Annotated in this window: 19 protein-coding genes and 2 tRNA genes; 15 read left to right on the top strand and 6 right to left on the bottom strand. The window is 52.8% G+C overall.

Going from position 1 to position 17257, the window contains the following annotated elements:
• Window positions 1-215 precede the first annotated feature (215 nt).
• The 11 genes from efeU to ACG1VR_RS14915 all read left to right on the top strand — a co-directional run bounded on the left by efeU (window position 216) and on the right by ACG1VR_RS14915 (window position 10855).
• Window positions 216-1049, top strand: coding sequence for an iron uptake transporter permease EfeU (gene efeU / locus ACG1VR_RS14965; RefSeq protein WP_016535776.1), 834 nt, complete (start codon window positions 216-218; stop codon window positions 1047-1049).
• 60 nt (window positions 1050-1109) lie between these two features.
• On the top strand, window positions 1110-2234 hold the full coding sequence (gene efeO, locus ACG1VR_RS14960; RefSeq protein ID WP_395489187.1) for an iron uptake system protein EfeO: 1125 nt from the start codon (window positions 1110-1112) through the stop codon (window positions 2232-2234).
• 5 nt (window positions 2235-2239) lie between these two features.
• Window positions 2240-3523 (top strand): iron uptake transporter deferrochelatase/peroxidase subunit, encoded by a 1284-nt coding sequence (gene efeB / locus ACG1VR_RS14955; protein ID WP_395489186.1) that lies wholly within the window; start codon window positions 2240-2242, stop codon window positions 3521-3523.
• A gap of 566 nt (window positions 3524-4089) precedes the next feature.
• Window positions 4090-4878, top strand: coding sequence for a phosphate starvation-inducible protein PhoH (phoH, locus tag ACG1VR_RS14950; RefSeq protein WP_016535779.1), 789 nt, complete (start codon window positions 4090-4092; stop codon window positions 4876-4878).
• A 265-nt stretch (window positions 4879-5143) separates the two neighbouring features.
• On the top strand, window positions 5144-5467 hold the full coding sequence (locus ACG1VR_RS14945; RefSeq protein ID WP_039898068.1) for a PTS sugar transporter subunit IIB: 324 nt from the start codon (window positions 5144-5146) through the stop codon (window positions 5465-5467).
• Between the two features lie 92 nt (window positions 5468-5559).
• Window positions 5560-6918: a PTS N,N'-diacetylchitobiose transporter subunit IIC gene (chbC, locus tag ACG1VR_RS14940; RefSeq protein WP_016535781.1), complete on the top strand. Its 1359-nt coding sequence runs from the start codon at window positions 5560-5562 to the stop codon at window positions 6916-6918.
• Between the two features lie 59 nt (window positions 6919-6977).
• Window positions 6978-7328: a PTS N,N'-diacetylchitobiose transporter subunit IIA gene (chbA, locus tag ACG1VR_RS14935; protein WP_016535782.1), complete on the top strand. Its 351-nt coding sequence runs from the start codon at window positions 6978-6980 to the stop codon at window positions 7326-7328.
• Window positions 7329-7360: 32 nt separating this feature from the next.
• Window positions 7361-8176, top strand: coding sequence for a transcriptional regulator ChbR (gene chbR / locus ACG1VR_RS14930; RefSeq protein WP_395491116.1), 816 nt, complete (start codon window positions 7361-7363; stop codon window positions 8174-8176).
• Window positions 8177-8265: 89 nt separating this feature from the next.
• On the top strand, window positions 8266-9609 hold the full coding sequence (locus ACG1VR_RS14925; protein WP_016535784.1) for a 6-phospho-beta-glucosidase: 1344 nt from the start codon (window positions 8266-8268) through the stop codon (window positions 9607-9609).
• Between the two features lie 45 nt (window positions 9610-9654).
• Entirely contained in the window at window positions 9655-10416 is a 762-nt protein-coding gene (chbG, locus tag ACG1VR_RS14920; RefSeq protein WP_227317741.1) for a chitin disaccharide deacetylase, read from the top strand.
• 94 nt (window positions 10417-10510) lie between these two features.
• The gene (locus ACG1VR_RS14915) at window positions 10511-10855 is read left to right on the top strand and encodes a nitrous oxide-stimulated promoter family protein (RefSeq protein ID WP_395489185.1); all 345 of its coding nucleotides are present in this window, start codon (window positions 10511-10513) and stop codon (window positions 10853-10855) included.
• A 251-nt stretch (window positions 10856-11106) separates the two neighbouring features.
• Here the strand turns inward: ACG1VR_RS14915 and ACG1VR_RS14910 are convergent.
• A tRNA-Ser gene (locus tag ACG1VR_RS14910) sits at window positions 11107-11194 on the bottom strand.
• A 368-nt stretch (window positions 11195-11562) separates the two neighbouring features.
• Window positions 11563-11650, bottom strand: a tRNA-Ser gene (locus tag ACG1VR_RS14905).
• 203 nt (window positions 11651-11853) lie between these two features.
• On the opposite strand from ACG1VR_RS14905, the gene ghrA reads away from it, so the two are divergent.
• The 4 genes from ghrA (at window position 11854) to ACG1VR_RS14885 (ending at window position 14803) form a co-directional block, all read left to right on the top strand.
• A complete protein-coding gene (gene ghrA, locus ACG1VR_RS14900) occupies window positions 11854-12795 on the top strand; it encodes a glyoxylate/hydroxypyruvate reductase GhrA (protein WP_016535788.1) in 942 nt (313 codons plus the stop codon).
• A 101-nt stretch (window positions 12796-12896) separates the two neighbouring features.
• Window positions 12897-13634, top strand: a complete 738-nt coding sequence (locus ACG1VR_RS14895; RefSeq protein ID WP_039898071.1) for a phosphatase — start codon at window positions 12897-12899, stop codon at window positions 13632-13634.
• 28 nt (window positions 13635-13662) lie between these two features.
• Window positions 13663-14217 (top strand): molecular chaperone, encoded by a 555-nt coding sequence (locus ACG1VR_RS14890; RefSeq protein ID WP_395489184.1) that lies wholly within the window; start codon window positions 13663-13665, stop codon window positions 14215-14217.
• 103 nt (window positions 14218-14320) lie between these two features.
• Window positions 14321-14803: a DUF1097 domain-containing protein gene (locus ACG1VR_RS14885; protein WP_039899218.1), complete on the top strand. Its 483-nt coding sequence runs from the start codon at window positions 14321-14323 to the stop codon at window positions 14801-14803.
• Window positions 14804-14854: 51 nt separating this feature from the next.
• Here the strand turns inward: ACG1VR_RS14885 and csgG are convergent, their stop codons facing one another.
• The 4 genes from csgG to csgD are packed head-to-tail and all read right to left on the bottom strand — an operon-like array spanning window position 14855 to window position 17190.
• The gene (csgG, locus tag ACG1VR_RS14880; protein ID WP_016535792.1) at window positions 14855-15688 is read right to left on the bottom strand and encodes a curli production assembly/transport protein CsgG; all 834 of its coding nucleotides are present in this window, start codon (window positions 15686-15688) and stop codon (window positions 14855-14857) included.
• A gap of 37 nt (window positions 15689-15725) precedes the next feature.
• Window positions 15726-16142 (bottom strand): curli production assembly/transport protein CsgF, encoded by a 417-nt coding sequence (gene csgF, locus ACG1VR_RS14875; protein ID WP_039898072.1) that lies wholly within the window; start codon window positions 16140-16142, stop codon window positions 15726-15728.
• 9 nt (window positions 16143-16151) lie between these two features.
• Window positions 16152-16535, bottom strand: coding sequence for a curli production assembly/transport protein CsgE (gene csgE / locus ACG1VR_RS14870; RefSeq protein WP_016535794.1), 384 nt, complete (start codon window positions 16533-16535; stop codon window positions 16152-16154).
• A 4-nt stretch (window positions 16536-16539) separates the two neighbouring features.
• Window positions 16540-17190, bottom strand: a complete 651-nt coding sequence (gene csgD, locus ACG1VR_RS14865; RefSeq protein WP_395489183.1) for a biofilm master transcriptional regulator CsgD — start codon at window positions 17188-17190, stop codon at window positions 16540-16542.
• Window positions 17191-17257 lie beyond the last annotated feature (67 nt).

Below are 17257 nucleotides of genomic sequence, written 5' to 3'. Positions count from 1 at the left end.
TTTCCTGTTTTTTTAACGAACCGTCTGATATTTCTTCTCTCGCCAGAGGGTTGTCATCAGTCTGAAGGGCCGGATCATCCGGCCCTTTTACATCTGGTCATAAATATGTAATCCCGGCCTCTTGTTTTTATTACTTCTGCTAATGATAATCACTATCGTTCTGGTTTACTTTTCTTTACGTCAATTGACTTGTATTCACATCTGAGGTGTCAGGCATGTTTGTTCCGTTTCTCATCATGTTACGTGAAGGGCTGGAGGCAGCGCTCATCGTCAGCCTGATTGCCAGCTACCTGAAGCGTACCCAGCGCGGCCAGTGGATCGCCGTTATGTGGATTGGCGTGTTTGCCGCCGCCGCGCTTTGCCTGGGCCTCGGCATCTTTATCAACGAAACCACCGGCGAGTTCCCGCAAAAAGAGCAGGAGCTGTTCGAGGGGATAGTCGCGGTCATTGCGGTGTTTATCCTCACCTGGATGGTGTTCTGGATGCGCAAAGTGTCGCGCAACGTGAAAGTGCAGCTTGAGCAGGCGGTTGATCACGCGCTGCAAAGCAAGGGAAACCACGGCTGGGCGCTGATTATGATGGTCTTTTTCGCCGTTGCGCGTGAAGGGCTGGAGTCGGTGTTCTTCCTGCTGGCCGCGTTCCAGCAGGACGTTGGCATTATGCCGCCGCTGGGCGCGATGCTTGGCCTGGCCACCGCGATTGTGCTCGGCTTCCTGATTTACTGGGGCGGTATTCGCCTTAACCTGGGCGCGTTCTTCAAATGGACCAGCTTGTTTATTCTGCTGGTTGCCGCCGGGCTTGCCGCCGGAGCGGTGCGGGCGTTCCACGAGGCGGGGCTGTGGAACCACTTCCAGGATATTGCCTTCGATATGAGCAACACCCTCTCGACCCATTCGCTTACCGGCACGCTGCTGGAGGGGATCTTCGGTTATCAGGAGACGCCGACGGTCAGCGAAGTGGCGATGTACTTTATCTATCTGATTCCGGCGCTGGTGCTGTTCTTTATGCCGCCGCGCGTGAACAACCAGGCGACCAATACGGCTCGCTAATTTATTAACGGCGGCCCGGCCGCCTTGTGATTACGACTCATTGTTTAATAGGGATAGGTCATGACCCAACATTTTCGTCTGAAGGCACTGCACGTCGCGCTGCTGGCGCTGGTCTCTTCCGCATTTGCCGCCCAGGCGGCAGATATTCCGCAGGTTAAAGTCACCGTCACCGACAAGCAGTGCGAGCCGATGAATGTGACCGTGAACGCCGGGAAAACCCAGTTTATTATTCAGAACAACAGCCAGAAAGCGCTGGAGTGGGAAATTCTCAAAGGCGTAATGGTGGTGGAAGAGCGCGAAAACATTGCCCCGGGCTTCTCGCAGAAACTGACAGCTAACCTGCAGCCTGGCGAATACGACATGACCTGCGGCCTGCTGACCAACCCGAAAGGCAAGCTGGTAGTGAAAGCTACCGGTAAGCAGGAAGCGCCGAAAACTGACCTGCTGGCGCTGACCGGCCCCATTACCGAATACAAAGCCTATGTCACCGCCGAAGTTGCCGAGCTGGTAAAAGGCACCAAAGCCTTTACCGACGCGGTGAAAGCCGGTGATATCGAAAAAGCGAAATCGCTGTATGCCTCAACCCGCCAGCATTACGAGCGCATTGAGCCGATTGCGGAACTGTTCTCCGACCTCGACAGCAGCATTGACGCCCGTGAAGATGATTTTGAGAAAAAGGCGGACGATCCTAAGTTCACCGGCTTCCACCGTCTGGAGAAAATCCTGTTCGGGGATAACACCACTAAAGACGCCGCGCCGTTTGCCGACAAGCTGAATGCCGACGTGCTGGATCTGCAAACCCGTATTTCCGAGCTGGCGTTCCCGCCGAGCAAAGTCGTTGGCGGCGCAGCAGGCCTGATTGAAGAAGTTGCCGCAACCAAGATCAGCGGAGAAGAAGATCGCTACAGCCATACCGACCTGTGGGACTTCCAGGCGAACGTAGACGGTGCCCAGAAGATTGTTAACCTGCTGCGTCCTCAACTGAGCAAAGAGAACCCGGCGCTGCTGGCTAAAGTCGATGCCAACTTCAAGAAAGTTGACGCCATCCTGGCCAAATACCGCACCAAAGACGGCTTTGAAACTTATGACAAGCTGACCGACGCCGACCGTAAAGCGTTGAAAGGGCCAATCACTACTCTGGCGGAGGATCTCTCCCAGCTGCGCGGCGTGATGGGTCTGGACTAAGCATCATGAGCGATAAGAATAAAATCGGCGCGCATCAACCGGCGCGCCGCCAGCTTTTGAAAACGCTGGGCGCCCTTGGGGGCGCCTTTGCCGTTGGCGGAGGCTGCCCGATGGCCGCTGCCGCAAAACCGGTTTCTTCTCCGGGCACGTTGCCGCCGGACGGGCGTCAGGAAAGTCAGCCTTTTTACGCTGAGCACCAGGCCGGGATCCTTACGCCGCAGCAGGCGTCAATGATGCTGGTCGCGTTTGACGTGCTTGCAGGCGATAAGGCCGACCTTGAACGCCTGTTCCGCCTGTTAACCGCGCGCTTTGATTTCCTCACCAGCGGCGGCCCGGCACCCGATACGCCAAACCCGCGTATGCCGCCAATGGACTCCGGCATTCTCGGTGCGGAAATTTATCCCGATAACCTTACGATTACGCTTTCCGTTGGCAGCTCGCTGTTTGATGAGCGGTTTGGCCTGCAAAAGCAGAAGCCGAACAAGCTCCAGCAGATGACAAGCTTCCCCAATGACTCGCTGGACGCCAGCCTGTGCCACGGTGATTTGCTGCTGCAAATTTGCGCCAATACCAACGATACGGTGATCCACGCGCTGCGCGACATCATCAAGCACACGCCGGACTTACTCAGCGTTCGCTGGAAGCGTGAAGGTTTTATCTCTAACCATGCGGCCCGCAGCCGTGGAAAAGAGACGCCAATCAACCTGCTTGGCTTCAGGGACGGTACCGCCAACCCGGATAGCCAGGATAAGCCGCTGATGGATGAGGTGGTGTGGGTCACGCAGCAGCAGCAGGAGCCTGCCTGGGCGGCCGGCGGCAGCTATCAGGCGATACGCATTATTCAGTTCCACGTTGAGTCCTGGGACAGAACGCCGCTTAAAGAGCAGCAAACTATCTTCGGGCGCGAGAAGCACAGCGGTGCGCCGCTGGGCATGAAGAATGAGCACGACGTTCCGGACTACGCCGCAGATCCCGACGGCAACGTGATTGCGCTCGACGCGCACATCCGGCTGGCGAACCCGCGTACCAGGGAGACCCAGTCGGGCCTGATGATGCGCCGGGGTTATAGCTATTCGTTGGGCGCGACAAAATCAGGGCAGCTGGACATGGGCCTGCTGTTTGTCTGCTACCAGCACGACCTGGAGAAAGGTTTCCTGACGGTGCAGGGCAGGCTCAACGGCGAGGCACTGGAGGAGTACATCAAACCCATCGGCGGTGGGTACTTCTTTGCGCTACCGGGTGCGAAGGATAAACAGCATTACCTGGGGCAGGCGCTGATTCAGGCGTAATTCCCCCTTACTCTGGCCCTCTCCCGTTGAGGGAGAGGGCCAGAGTAAGGGTGCTAATTTTTCATTTGCTAACAATTCATCCACCCCGTTATCCATTATTTTTCCCTATGACTATCCCGCTGATATATTTCTGTAATATTGCTGTGCGACAACTAATGTCAGCAGCGGATTGAGATAAAACGTTACTTAAAAGTGAAATTTATGTTGCGTTTTAGGTAAGAGTTGTTGTACTTAGAGCATGAGCGGTAGTTCCCTGCTGTGACGTTTAATCACTATGGAGATCGCGAATGGTTGGGTCCTGTACTGGACGGTTACTCAAACACTATACCCGCACAAACCAGCGCGGAGGCTTCTCCTCCGGCTTCGCTATCTTCACCGCTAAATTTCCCCAATCAGAATCGAATCAACGTCATAATGGTGCGTTATGCGGCGCTTTGCGTTCGCCTTGCGCACCCTCTCAACCGGCAGTTAATGGCTTACAAGGAAGCCAAACCTCATCCGTTAGTTGCGATAATCGCGCCTGCCGAGACGGCGCGGGAAATGAAACCAACTGTAAGGTGCCATCCATGGGAAGACAGAAAGCTGTGATCAAAGCTCGTCGTGAAGCAAAACGTGTGCTGAGACGGGATTCACGTAGCCACCGGCAGCGTGAAGAGGAATCGGTCACCACGCTTGTGCAGATGAGCGGCGTAGAATCTATAGGCATGGCGAGGGACAGCCGCGATCATTCACCTATCGAAGCGCGAAATGAAGCTCAGGCGCACTATCTTAATGCCATCGAGAAAAAGCAGCTGATATTTGCTACCGGCGAAGCCGGCTGTGGCAAGACGTTTATCAGCGCGGCGAAAGCCGCTGAGGCCCTGATACATAAGGATGTCGACAGGATTATTGTGACCCGCCCGGTATTGCAGGCCGATGAAGATCTCGGCTTCCTGCCCGGCGATATTTCGGAGAAGTTCGCCCCTTATTTCCGCCCGGTGTATGACATTCTGGTGCGACGTTTAGGGTCGTCTTTTATGCAGTATTGCCTGCGGCCCGAAATAGGTAAGGTTGAGATTGCGCCATTCGCGTATATGCGCGGGCGTACTTTTGAAAATGCCGTGGTTATTCTGGATGAGGCGCAGAATGTCACCGCAGCGCAAATGAAAATGTTCCTGACTCGCCTCGGGGAAAATGTCACGGTCATCGTCAATGGCGATATCACGCAGTGCGATTTACCCGCAGGCGTGCCGTCAGGCCTTAGCGATGCCCTGAACCGTTTTGAAGAGGATGAAATGGTCGGCGTGGTGCGCTTTGGCAAGCAGGATTGCGTGCGCTCCGCTCTGTGTCAGCGCACCCTCAACGCCTACGATTAACTTTCGTCTGCTTCGCTAAGAAAAGCCCAAACTTCGGTTTGGGCTTTTTTCTTTGCGCGAATTATTTGGCCAAAATGTGAAGGGTGTCATAACGCCAGGTCAAGGAGAGACAATTTATGAGACTTAGGAATTATCTCCACGGCTAACCCATGCCGTATACTTTCTTCAAGCAGAGACAATAGTCTCTCCCCACAAACCCGCTTTGGAACAGCAACAATACGTCGCGGAAGTCCGTTACAGCGTATTGAGACTTGAGGAACAACTTATGCAAAAGAAAAAAATTTATCTGTTCTGCTCCGCTGGGATGTCAACCTCGCTGTTAGTGACCAAAATGCGAGCGCAGGCCGAAAAGTATGAAGTTCCGGTAGAAATTGAAGCTTTCTCTGAGGCTCTGGCCAATGAAAAAGGGAAGGATGCGGACCTGGTATTACTCGGGCCGCAGATTGCCTATATGCAGGCAGACATCAAGAAGTTGTTGCCCACTAAGCCTGTAGAAGTTATCGATTCGACTCTGTACGGTAAAGTCGATGGGCTGGGTGTGTTGAAAGCGGCTGTGGCAGCAATTAAGAAAGCAGCGGCCGGTAGTTAATTTTTTATTATTGATTTGCTTAATTTTCCGTCAAAGAGCGACTTACACCTACAGCCGTAATATTAATTACGGCTTTCAAGGATATTTATAATATGAGTAAAGTCATTGATTCACTTGAGAAGGTTCTCCTGCCTTTTGCTGTAAAAATAGGAAAGCAGCCTCACGTTAATGCCATTAAAAACGGTTTTATTAAATTAATGCCATTAACCCTCACAGGGGCAATGTTTGTACTGATTAACAACGTATTTTTAAGTTTTGGCGCAGGTTCATTTTTCTACTCGTTAGGCATCCGTTTAGACCCCGAGACCATTGAAACCCTGAATGGGTTCAAAGCTATCGGCGGCAACGTGTACAACGGTACGTTGGGCATTATGTCGCTGATGGCTCCTTTTTTCATCGGTATGGCTTTAGCTGAAGAAAGGAAGGTCGACCCATTAGCTGCCGGCTTATTATCCGTTGCAGCCTTTATGACCGTTACGCCATATAGCGTGGGTGAAGCCTATGCCGTTGGGGCTAACTGGTTAGGCGGCCAGAACATTATTTCCGGTATGATTATCGGTCTGGTGGTCGCCGAGCTGTTTACCTTTGTTATACGCAGAAACTGGGTCATTACCCTGCCGGATAGCGTGCCGACCTCGGTTGCTCGTTCATTCTCGGCGTTAATTCCAGGCTTCCTGATCCTCTCTATCTTTGGGATCATCTCCTGGGCGCTGTCCCACTACGGCAGCAACTTCCACCAGATTATCATGGACTCCATTTCGACTCCGCTGGCGTCAATGGGTAGCGTGGTAGGCTGGGCGTACGTTATTTTCAACTCCCTGCTGTGGTTCTTCGGTGTTCACGGTTCTCTGGCGCTGACCGCGCTGGACAACGGCATCATGACCCCATGGGCGCTGGAAAACGTGGCGCTGTACCAGCAGTACGGTTCTGTTGAAGCGGCTATCGAAGCCGGTAAACAGTTCCACTTCTGGGCGAAACCAATGCTCGACTCCTACATCCTGCTGGGTGGTTCTGGTGCGACGCTGGGTCTGATTATCGCCATCTTCATCGGTTCTCGCCGCGCGGATCACCGTCAAGTGGCTAAGCTGGCGCTGCCTTCAGGCATCTTCCAGATTAACGAACCGATTCTGTTTGGTCTGCCGATCATCATGAACCCGGTTATGTTCATCCCGTTTGTTGCGGTACAGCCGATTTTGGCCGCCATCACCCTGATTGCGTACTCAATGGGCATTATCCCGCCGGTCACTAACCTGGCTCCGTGGACCATGCCTACCGGCCTGGGCGCATTCTTCAACAGTAACGGTAGCGTCGCTGCATTGCTGGTCGCGCTGTTCAACCTTGGTGTTGCAACGCTGGTCTACATGCCGTTCGTTATCCTGTCCAACAAGGCACAGGCGGTTATTGAAGAAGAAGAAAGCGAAGAAGATATCGCAAACGCACTTAAGTTCTAATTTTCAACGCAGGGGAGGGCAACCTCCCCCCGTTTTCAGAATGACCCGGGAGAAGCAGTATGTTTGATTTAGATAATGTGGTGGAAACTGAAGTTGAAGTGGATGACCTCGAAGAAGTGGTAATGGGCTTAATCATCAACTCCGGGCAGGCTCGCAGCCTCGCTTACGGCGCGCTGAAAAAAGCCAAGCAGGGCGATTTTGAAGGCGCATGGGAAATGATGCGTGACTCCCGCACCGCGCTGAACGAAGCGCATCTGGTGCAGACTAAACTGATTGAAGGCGACCAGGGCGAAGGCAAAACCAAAGTAAGCCTGGTGCTGGTTCACGCTCAGGATCACCTGATGACCTCGATGCTGGCCCGCGAGCTGGTGACCGAGCTGATTGAATTACACGAGAAAATGGATAAGTAGAAGGTCAGAGTATGCAGCCAGAGATAGACAATATGGAAATCAACATTGTTCGAGAAAGCCAGCTGTTTAACGGCAAGTGTTTCCATGCGTTTATCTACACCAAAGAAGAGAGCGTGAGCGGGCTGCATCAGCATGACTATTACGAATTCACCATCGTGCTCACCGGGCGCTATTACCAGGAAATTAACGGTAAACGGGTATTGATGGAGCGCGGAGACTTTGTTTTTATTCCCGTAGGCTCCCATCATCAGAGCTTTTATGAGTTTGGCGCTACCCGGTTATTTAACGTCGGCATTAGCCAGCAGTTTTTTGAGCAACATTATATGCCGCTGCTGCCGTCCCACCTGGTTGCCTCGCAGGTTTATCAGGTTAAGGATGAATTCCTTACGTTTATGGAGTCGGTGATTGCCTCGTTTAATTTCCGTGAAGGTGAATTCAACGAGTTTCTCGAAATGGTGAGCTTTTATGTCGTTAATCGACTGCGCCATTATAAAGAGTCGGATATTCAGGATGATATTCCGCTGTGGTTAAAAACCACCGTCGAAGGGATGCACGACAAAATGCGTTTTGGCGATAAAGCCTTATTAAACATGGTTGCGCTTTCGGGTAAGTCGCAGGAGTACTTAACGCGCGCCACGCAGCGCTATTATGGCAAAACGCCGATGCAGATTATTAATGAAATCCGTATCAATTTTGCCAAAAAACAGCTGGAGATAACCAACGCATCGGTTACCGATATCGCCTTTGAGTCCGGTTACAGCAGCCCCAGTATGTTTATTAAGAATTTTAAGAAAGTGACATCTTTCACGCCAAATAATTATCGCAGGAAGCTATACAGCATTAATTAGAGTGCTGGTGAATCATCACTGTCATTATTGAGTTTTATTAACTTATTCAATTTTATCAATACGGCGCCAGACGCCGTACGGGAGCCCATATGACTAAGAAATTAAAAGTTGTTACTATCGGCGGCGGCAGCAGCTATACCCCGGAATTACTTGAAGGTTTTATTAAGCGTTACCACGAATTGCCCATTACCGAATTGTGGCTGGTGGATGTAGAAGCCGGAAAAGAGAAGCAGGATATTATTTTTAATCTTTGCCAGCGCATGATTGAGCACGCGGGCGTGCCAATGACGGTCCACAAAAGCCTCGACCGCCGTGAAGCGCTGAAAGATGCAGACTTCGTGACTACCCAGCTGCGTGTTGGCCAACTGAAGGCCCGTGAGCTTGATGAGCGTATTCCGTTGAGCCACGGTTATCTGGGCCAGGAAACTAACGGCGCGGGCGGCCTGTTCAAAGGGCTGCGTACTATTCCGGTTATTTTTGACATCATCAAAGACGTGCAGGAAATCTGCCCGGATGCGTGGGTGATTAACTTCACTAACCCGGCCGGTATGGTGACCGAGGCGGTATTCCGTCATACCAACTTCAAGAAATTCATCGGCGTGTGCAACATTCCTGTGGGCATGAAGATGTTTATCACCGACGTGCTGAAGCTGACCCCGGAAGACGACCTGGGCATCGATCTGTTCGGCCTCAACCACATGGTCTTTATCAAAGACGTGCTGGTGAACGGCGAATCACGCTTTGCCGAGCTGCTGGACGGCGTGGCGAGCGGCAAGCTCAGCGCCAACTCGGTGAAAAACATCTTCGATATGCCGTTTAGCGAAGGGCTGATCCGTTCCCTCAACCTGCTGCCGTGTTCTTACCTGCTGTACTACTTCAAGCAGAAAGAGATGCTGGCAATTGAAATGGGCGAGTTCTATAAAGGCGGCGCGCGCGCTACCGTAGTCCAGAAGGTCGAAAAACAGCTGTTCGACCTGTATAAAGATCCAAACCTCGACGTGAAGCCAAAAGAGCTGGAACTGCGCGGCGGGGCCTATTACTCCGACGCGGCGTGCGAAGTGATTAGCGCTATCTACAATGATAAGCAGACCGAGCACTATGTGAACATTCCGCACCACGGCCATGTGGACAACATTCCGGCCGACTGGGCGATTGAAATCACCAGCATCATCGGCCGCGACGGTGCGAAACCGCATCCGCGCGTAACGCATTTTGACGAGAAAGTGATGGGGCTTATCCACACCATCAAGGGCTTTGAAGTTGCGGCAAGCCACGCGGCGCTGAGCGGAGAGCTGAACGATGTGCTGCTGGCGCTGAACCTTAGCCCGCTTATCCATTCTGACAAGGATGCGGAAGTTATCGCCAAAGAGATGCTGCTCGCGCACAAAGCGTATCTGCCGAACTTTGCGAAGACGATTGAGAAACTGGCTTAATGCCTCGCCCTCCCCGGACGGGGAGGGCCACTTAAGAGGGATGCTATGGACCGCTTACTGATTATCAACGCCGACGATTTTGGCCTGAGCAAGGCGCAAAACTACGGCATTATCGAGGCGTTTCACCACGGCGTGGTGACCTCGACCACCGCGATGATGAATGCTGAAGCCATCAAACATGCCGCCGGGCTTTGCGCTCGTTATCCGGGGCTTGGCGTGGGGATGCACTTTGTTTTAACCCTTGGCCGCCCGTTAACCGAAATGCCGGTTCTGACGCGCGGTGAAGGCGTGTTGGGCAAGTGGATTTGGGAAATGGCGGAGCAGGGGCAGCTGGATCTGGCAGAAATCAGGCAAGAGCTTGAAAGTCAGTATCAGCGCTTTATTGATGTCTTCGGTATTGAGCCAACCCATCTGGACAGCCATCATCACGTTCATATGATCCCGGAAATTTTCCCCATAGTTGCCGCTTTTGCCAATGCTAAAGGCATTCCGCTGCGCGTTGACCGTGATGCTGCCGCACGGGACGATATTGCCCTTGCCGGCGTGCGCTCCACCGAAGGCTTTAGCAGCGAATTTTATGGCGATGCTATTTCTGAGGAACTGCTGCTGGAAAGCGTGGACGCCTCTGCTCAACGCCGGGAGAAATCGCTGGAAGTGATGTGCCACCCGTCATTTGTCGATAACACGCTGTTGAAAAGCAACTACTGCTACCCGCGCCTTGCGGAGCTGGAAGTGCTGACTTCATCCGCGTTGAAATACGCGCTTGCCGAGCGCGGCTACCGGCTGGGTACGTTCCGCGACATCTAAGCAAAGTTGCTATTAGCTTTTGCCCGGTAAGGTGTATTATATATGCATCTTACCGGCGGCCTCGACCGCCTTACCGGTCAATCAGGTAGTCGCTATGTCAGGCAAACGTATTCAGCGCGAGAAGCAAACCATTCAAAAAATGCTCAACCTCTTTGAGCGCAAACACCCCTCAGCAAATACCTCTCCGGGGCATTATCAGCAGCTATTCGACTATGCATCCAAAAGGCTGGATCGCTGCGCTTATGGCGAGGAAAAACCAGCCTGCAAGCATTGCCCCATCCATTGTTATCAGCCCGCCAGGCGGGAAGAGATGAAGCAGATAATGCGCTGGGGAGGGCCAAGGATGCTGGTCTGGCACCCGATCCTTACCGTTCGTCATCTGATTGACGACCGCCGCCCTGTGCCGCCTTTGCCTGAAAAATATCAGAGAAAGAAATAGTGTGGCGTGCGGCCGCAAACGACAGGCGAAAAAAAGCCCGCATTTGCATGCGAGCTCTTCTTTAAATGTGGCGGTGAGAGAGGGGCTTACTCGCGCCGTCCATGGCGCTCGCCCTGCGGGTCGCCGGAGGCGGTACAAAACGGCTGTCCTGCCGTTTTGTCGAACCCGGTCGAGGGTTCTCACCCACTCTCTGCGGGGGAGTTATATGCGAAAAAAAAGCCCGCATTTGCATGCGAGCTCTTCTTTAAATGTGGCGGTGAGAGAGGGGTTCGAACCCTCGATACGTTGCCGTATACACACTTTCCAGGCGTGCTCCTTCAGCCACTCGGACACCTCACCGTATTTTTCCGCTGCTCACCTTAGGCGGGTAACGGGGCGCTACTATAGGGAGTCAGACCTCTTCGGTCAAGCCTATTTTCAGGATTATGGCGCGTTCGCTTAAGGTCTGAGCGATTGAGGTTGTTTTAAGACAAATTTGTGCTTTTCTCCTTCTCCCTTCCAGGGAGAAGGCCGGGATGAGGGTATTCTGGCGGTAGAAGAAGGACAAAGGACGGGCGAAAAAAAGCCCGCATTTGTATGCGAGCTTTTCTTTAAATGTGGCGGCGAGAGAGGGGCTTACTCGCGCCGTCGAGGGTTTTCATTCTTGCCTCAAGGAATTTCGGGCAATAAAAAAGCCTGAACGTAAGTTCAGGCTTTCTCATAGAATGTGGCGGTGAGAGAGGGGTTCGAACCCTCGATACGTTGCCGTATACACACTTTCCAGGCGTGCTCCTTCAGCCACTCGGACACCTCACCGTATTGTCGCTCCAGCGCTGCTGGAACGGGCGCTAATTTAGGGAAAACCGCCCGCTACGTCAATGCTAATTTCATGTTTTTGGTGCATTTAGCCAAACTTCGTCCAACTTGATTCTTAAACCACCACAAGATGCTGCTTTTTATCGCATTAGCGCTTGCATAGCGCTTCATTTCGGGTAAGCCTAAGGAAAAAAGGAGGCAGTATGGACATTATTTTTCATCACCCCACTTTTGATACTGAGTATTGGCTGAATCGCCTTCAGCAGGCTCTGCCGGGGGCGCGCGTGCGCCAGTGGAAGCAGGGCGACCAGCAGCCTGCCGACTACGCGCTGGTCTGGCAGCCGCCGGTAGAAATGCTTAGCGGCCGTAAAGGGCTGAAGGGCGTGTTTGCTCTTGGCGCAGGCGTGGATGCCATTCTCAGTAAACTGCAGGCCCACCCGGATATGCTGCCGGACGGCGTGCCGCTGTTCCGACTGGAAGACACCGGCATGGGGCTGCAAATGCAGGAGTATGCCGTCAGCCAGGTGCTGCACTGGTTCCGCCGTTTTGATGATTATCAAGCGCAAAAATTACAGGGCAAATGGCAGCCGCTGAACGATTATCGCCGCGAGGATTTCACCATCGGCATTCTTGGGGCTGGTGTACTCGGCGGAAAAGTTGCTGAAAGCCTGGTGGCCTGGGGCTTCCCGGTTCGTTGCTGGAGCCGCAGTAAAAAAGACTTCCCCGGCGTAGCCAGCTTTGCAGGTAGCGAAGAACTGGGCAGCTTCCTGAGCGGAACCCGGGTGCTGATTAACCTGCTGCCGAATACGCCGCAGACCGTCGGCATTATTAATCGTCAATTGCTTGGTCAACTGGCGGATGAGTCTTATGTGATCAACCTTGCGCGCGGAGTTCATCTGGTTGAAGCCGACCTGCTGTCCGCTCTGGACAGCGGCAAGCTGAAAGGAGCGATGCTTGACGTCTTCTCTAAAGAACCTCTGCCAGAAGAAAGCCCGCTCTGGGGGCATCCGCGTGTTGCAATGACGCCGCACATTGCGGCCGTAACCCGCCCGGATGAAGCCATCGCCTATATCGCGAAGACCATCACCCAACTGGAGAAAGGAGAAGCGGTGTCGGGGATGGTTTCTCTCCAGCACGGTTATTGATACAAAGCCCGGCTTTGGCCGGGCATATATCGCCCGCTCCACAAGCTAAAAATTGTCACGGAATACTGGTATCCTTAGCCAAAATAGAAAAGGAGAAAACCATGTATCCCGTTGACCTGCATATGCACACCGTTGCCAGCACCCACGCCTACAGTACCCTCCACGACTACATCGCTGTCGCTAAATCCAAAGGCATTCGGCTATTTGCCATCACCGACCATGGCCCGGATATGGCGGATGCACCGCATTATTGGCACTTTGTGAATATGCGTATTTGGCCGCGTCTGGTAGACGGCGTCGGCATTCTGCGCGGCATCGAGTCCAATATTAAAAATACCGCCGGTGAAATCGACTGTACCGGGCCGATGCTGGATGCGTTGGATCTCATTATCGCGGGGTTCCACGAGCCGGTGTTCCCGCCTCAGGATAAAGCGACCCATACCGAAGCGATGATAGCGACGATGGCCAACGGCGATGTGCATATCATCAGCCACCCCGGTAACCCTAAGTTTGAGATTGATATTCCGGCCGTGGCTGCCGCGGCGGCAAAATATAACGTCGCGCTCGAACTCAATAACTCCTCCTTTACCCATTCACGTATCGGCAGCGGTCCGAACTGCCGCGCCATCGCCGAGGCCGTGCGCGATGCCGGAGGCTGGTTAGCGCTGGGTTCAGATTCCCATACCGCTTTTACCCTCGGTGATTTCAGCGAATGCCGCAAAATCCTCGACGAAATTGATTTCCCGGAAGATCGTATTCTCAACGTTTCTCCGGCGCGCCTGCTCGGGTTCCTTGAAGCCCGCGGAATGGCGCCGATTGCCGAATTTGCCACACTGTAATTAACACCCGTAATGGATAGAGCCAGTCATGAATGAGTTTTCAATTATTTGCCGTGTTTTAGGATCGCTATTTTATCGCCAGCCGCAGGATCCGCTGCTGGTTCCGCTGTTTACGCTGATCCGCGAAGGGAAGCTGGCGGCAAGCTGGCCACTGGAACAGGACGAACTGCTGGGGCGGTTGCAAACCAGCTGCGATCCTCAGCTGCTGGCGGCGGACTTTAATGCGCTGTTTATCGGTGAGAAATGCAGCGTGCCGCCTTTCCGCTCCGAATGGGTTGAAGGGAGCGATGAAGGTGAAGTACGCCAGTTCCTCAAGCAGCGCGGCATGCCGCTGGGCGAAACGCCGGCCGATCATTTCGGGACGCTGCTGCTGGCCGCTTCATGGCTGGAAGATCAGTCTCAGGAAGATGAGTTTGAAGCACAGGTTACGCTGTTCGATGAGTACCTGCTGCCGTGGTGCGGCACCTTCCTCGGCAAGGTAGAAGCCCACGCGACGACGCCGTTCTATCGTACGCTGGCGGCCATCAGCCGCGAAGCATTGCAGGCGATGCGCGATGAATTGCAGGAATCTGAGGAAGAGTAATTGTGATTTGAATCACAATTAGAATGTAACAGCAAAAGCAAACTTGCAAAAAATGTGCGCTGGATCGTAGTGGGCCATGCCGGCTCTGCTATGATACGGCGCCATGAAGACACTTATTCCTCTCGCTATTACCACCGGTATTCTCTCTGGCCTTTGGGGCTGGGTTGCGGTGAGCCTCGGCCTGTTGGGCTGGGCCGGTTTCCTCGGCTGTACCGCCTATTTTGCCTGTCCGCAGGGCGGAGTTAAGGGGCTGTTTATTTCGCTGTGCACGCTTTGTAGCGGCGTTCTTTGGGCGCTGGTGATTATTCACGGCAGCGCGCTGGCTCCCCATGCCGATATTCTTGGGTATGTGATGACCGGCATTGTCGCATTTCTGATGTGTATTCAGGCGCGGCATATTTTGCTTTCGTTTGTTCCGGGGACTTTTATCGGTGCCTGCGCGACTTTTGCCAACAATGGTGAATGGCATATCGTGGTGCCTTCATTGCTGCTGGGGCTGGTATTTGGCTTCGCGATGAAAAACAGCGGGCTGTGGCTGGCCGCAAGGCGAGATAAACCGAAGCAAGGCTCATTACTCAGCGAATAAAAAAAACCGGCATCAGCCGGTTTTTTTATGGATACATGCGGTTATCGGTTATCACGAGGCGGGTGGGACAGACAGCTCTTTATATTTCACCAGCACCGGGTTGTTAATGTCGGATGGTTTTTGCAGATCCCAAAGTCCCCTGTCTATTCCATCGTTAATCAGATAAATAACCCCGGTTTCAATCGCGGACATCAGGCATAGCATGACGGGTTCATTGCTGGTGTAGCCAATTTCCGCTTCCAGCAGCCGCTGGTAATCGATAAAGCGGAAGACCCCGGCCTGTACCTCGTAGGAAAGAATGGTTTTGCTGGTGTTGACCGAAGAGAGCACTTCGCCGGTACTGACATCCACCACCCTCAGGTTAACGGCAATCTGGTCGAGCTGGTACTGCGTATCGGCCCCGATGCCGAAGTAGCGGGCGCCCGCGCCGCCGGACTTCACGTTGCTTTCGTAGCCAATAATCGAGCCTTCAATCATTACGTTTGCCGCCATCAGCGATTGCAGCGGCTGGCGATTATTGTCGGCAACGGTGCCGTTTTCCTGCGCCGCGCGGATTATCTTGCGCTCGTTAAGCAGGTTTTGCAGGCCCTGGCGCTCGAGCGGAATAAACCAGCGTGAATCTTTCAGCGCCGTCACCAGCATTGAGGTTGCACTTTGCGGCACGGCCGTTGAGAAGTTACTCGCAGGATAAGGCTTGAACTGCCCGGTTTCGTCCTGAATGTTATAGACCGAAACATACAGTTTGCCTTTGGCATCCGGTAAATGCGTCAGGTCGCGGTAGCTTTGTGCCCGGGGCATTAGCGTGGGTTTCGCTGCTTCTTTTGGCGGGGCCGTTAAACAGCCCGTCAATAAACACACCGCCACAATCAGGAGTAAGCGCTGCATGATGTTTACCCTTTAAATTTATTGTTGGTTTACGCCACTAGAAATTGGTGGAGTTTGATTGCAGGCCGGACACCTGAATGGTGGAGGTTTTGCCGGTTTTTCGGTCGGTAACGTTCAGCTGTAGCTGGCCGTCGGTATTGGCGATATCGACGATAAAATCATTGGTGACCATGCGCCCCGGCTTACCGGTGTTGATATTGGTCAGCAGCCCGCCCAGCACCTGCGATTGCAAAGCCTGGGTGAAATTGTCCAGCGCGCTCGGCATCTGGATACCCAGGTCACTGCTGTAGGCTGGATCTTTATAAGAGTTCTGCGCCTGAGCGGAATTAAGCAGATAGGCACCGTTATTAGGGTTACCGCCAAAGTTGGGATTAACAAACTGGAAAACCATATTCCCGGCCCAGGACAGCGGCGAAAACAGCAGCATGGAAAGCACGACTAAGTAGATACGCATCATCTTCTCCTAGAATTCGTCATGGGTTAAATCGCCGGTGCTCAATAATTGCTTATCGATAAGCCTGCGTTTTAGCGCCTCGTCTGTATGGACCAGTGCAACCTCAACGTTTTTATCGAAGTCGCGTTTAGTGGGGAAAAGAAAGGCCTGGTAAACAACATCCTGCCCTGCAGTAATGGTTATCCAGCTTCCCCAGCGGGCGCTGGGGCGCTCATTAATGGTTAAGTTGCCGGTAAAGTCGCTTTCCCATTTATCGCTGAACGCGCGATAGAAGCTGTGCCCCACCGAAGTCACTGTGTGGTCGGTGAGCAGGCCTGGGATCTCAACTTCTTCACCGTGAGCGACGCTGGCGCACCAGCAGGTTGCCAGCAATAAAACGGCTGAGCGTTTCATCGCCTTAGCGCCTGAGGTTATCGTTGGCCCAGGAAATGGCCTGGGTGCGGTTTTTTACCGCTATCTTCCTGAAAAGGTTGTACAGATGGGTTTTTACCGTATTCTCGCTGATAAACAACGAGCGGGCTATTTCGATGTTTGACGAGCCAATGCGTAATTTATTCAGAATTTCTTTTTCGCGCTGGGTTAAGCGCGAAGATTCTGCGCTATTAAAGCGATAATTCCCTGAGTTGCTTATCAAATAGCTGGCCAGCTTTTGCGAGAAGTAACATTCACCTTCCATTACTCCGCGCAGTCCCTCGACTACCCTTGGCTCTTCTGCTGTCAGATAAAATACCCCGTTGATATACGGCCAGTTTTCAATATCCTTAAATTGATATTCTTCCGGCGTATTAAGTAACAGTAATTTTATATGATTGTTTCTACGGCTTAATTTTTCCTGCCAGCATTGGATAGTCTTTTTATCCGCTTCTGCCATATCGAATAAAATCAGAGAATTACTGGCAATCTCATCGAGTGAGCGTTGTATATTATGCACCCGGCCGTTTATTGCCAGCGAGGCGCGTAAATGTTGCAATAAGGCAGATGCCTGAAGAGAGGGTTTAGTAATTAGCAGTAGCGTAGGCCCCTGTAGGGCATGGACTTCATTATACATGATGAAACTCCACCTGGTTTTTGCCGCTACCGTATGAATTAATAGATATTAATTCTCCCAGTGGTAC

It is taken from the genome of Cedecea davisae (genome assembly GCF_044095835.1).
Taxonomy (GTDB): domain Bacteria; phylum Pseudomonadota; class Gammaproteobacteria; order Enterobacterales; family Enterobacteriaceae; genus Cedecea; species Cedecea davisae.
This window is presented reverse-complemented; position numbering and strand designations above follow the sequence as displayed.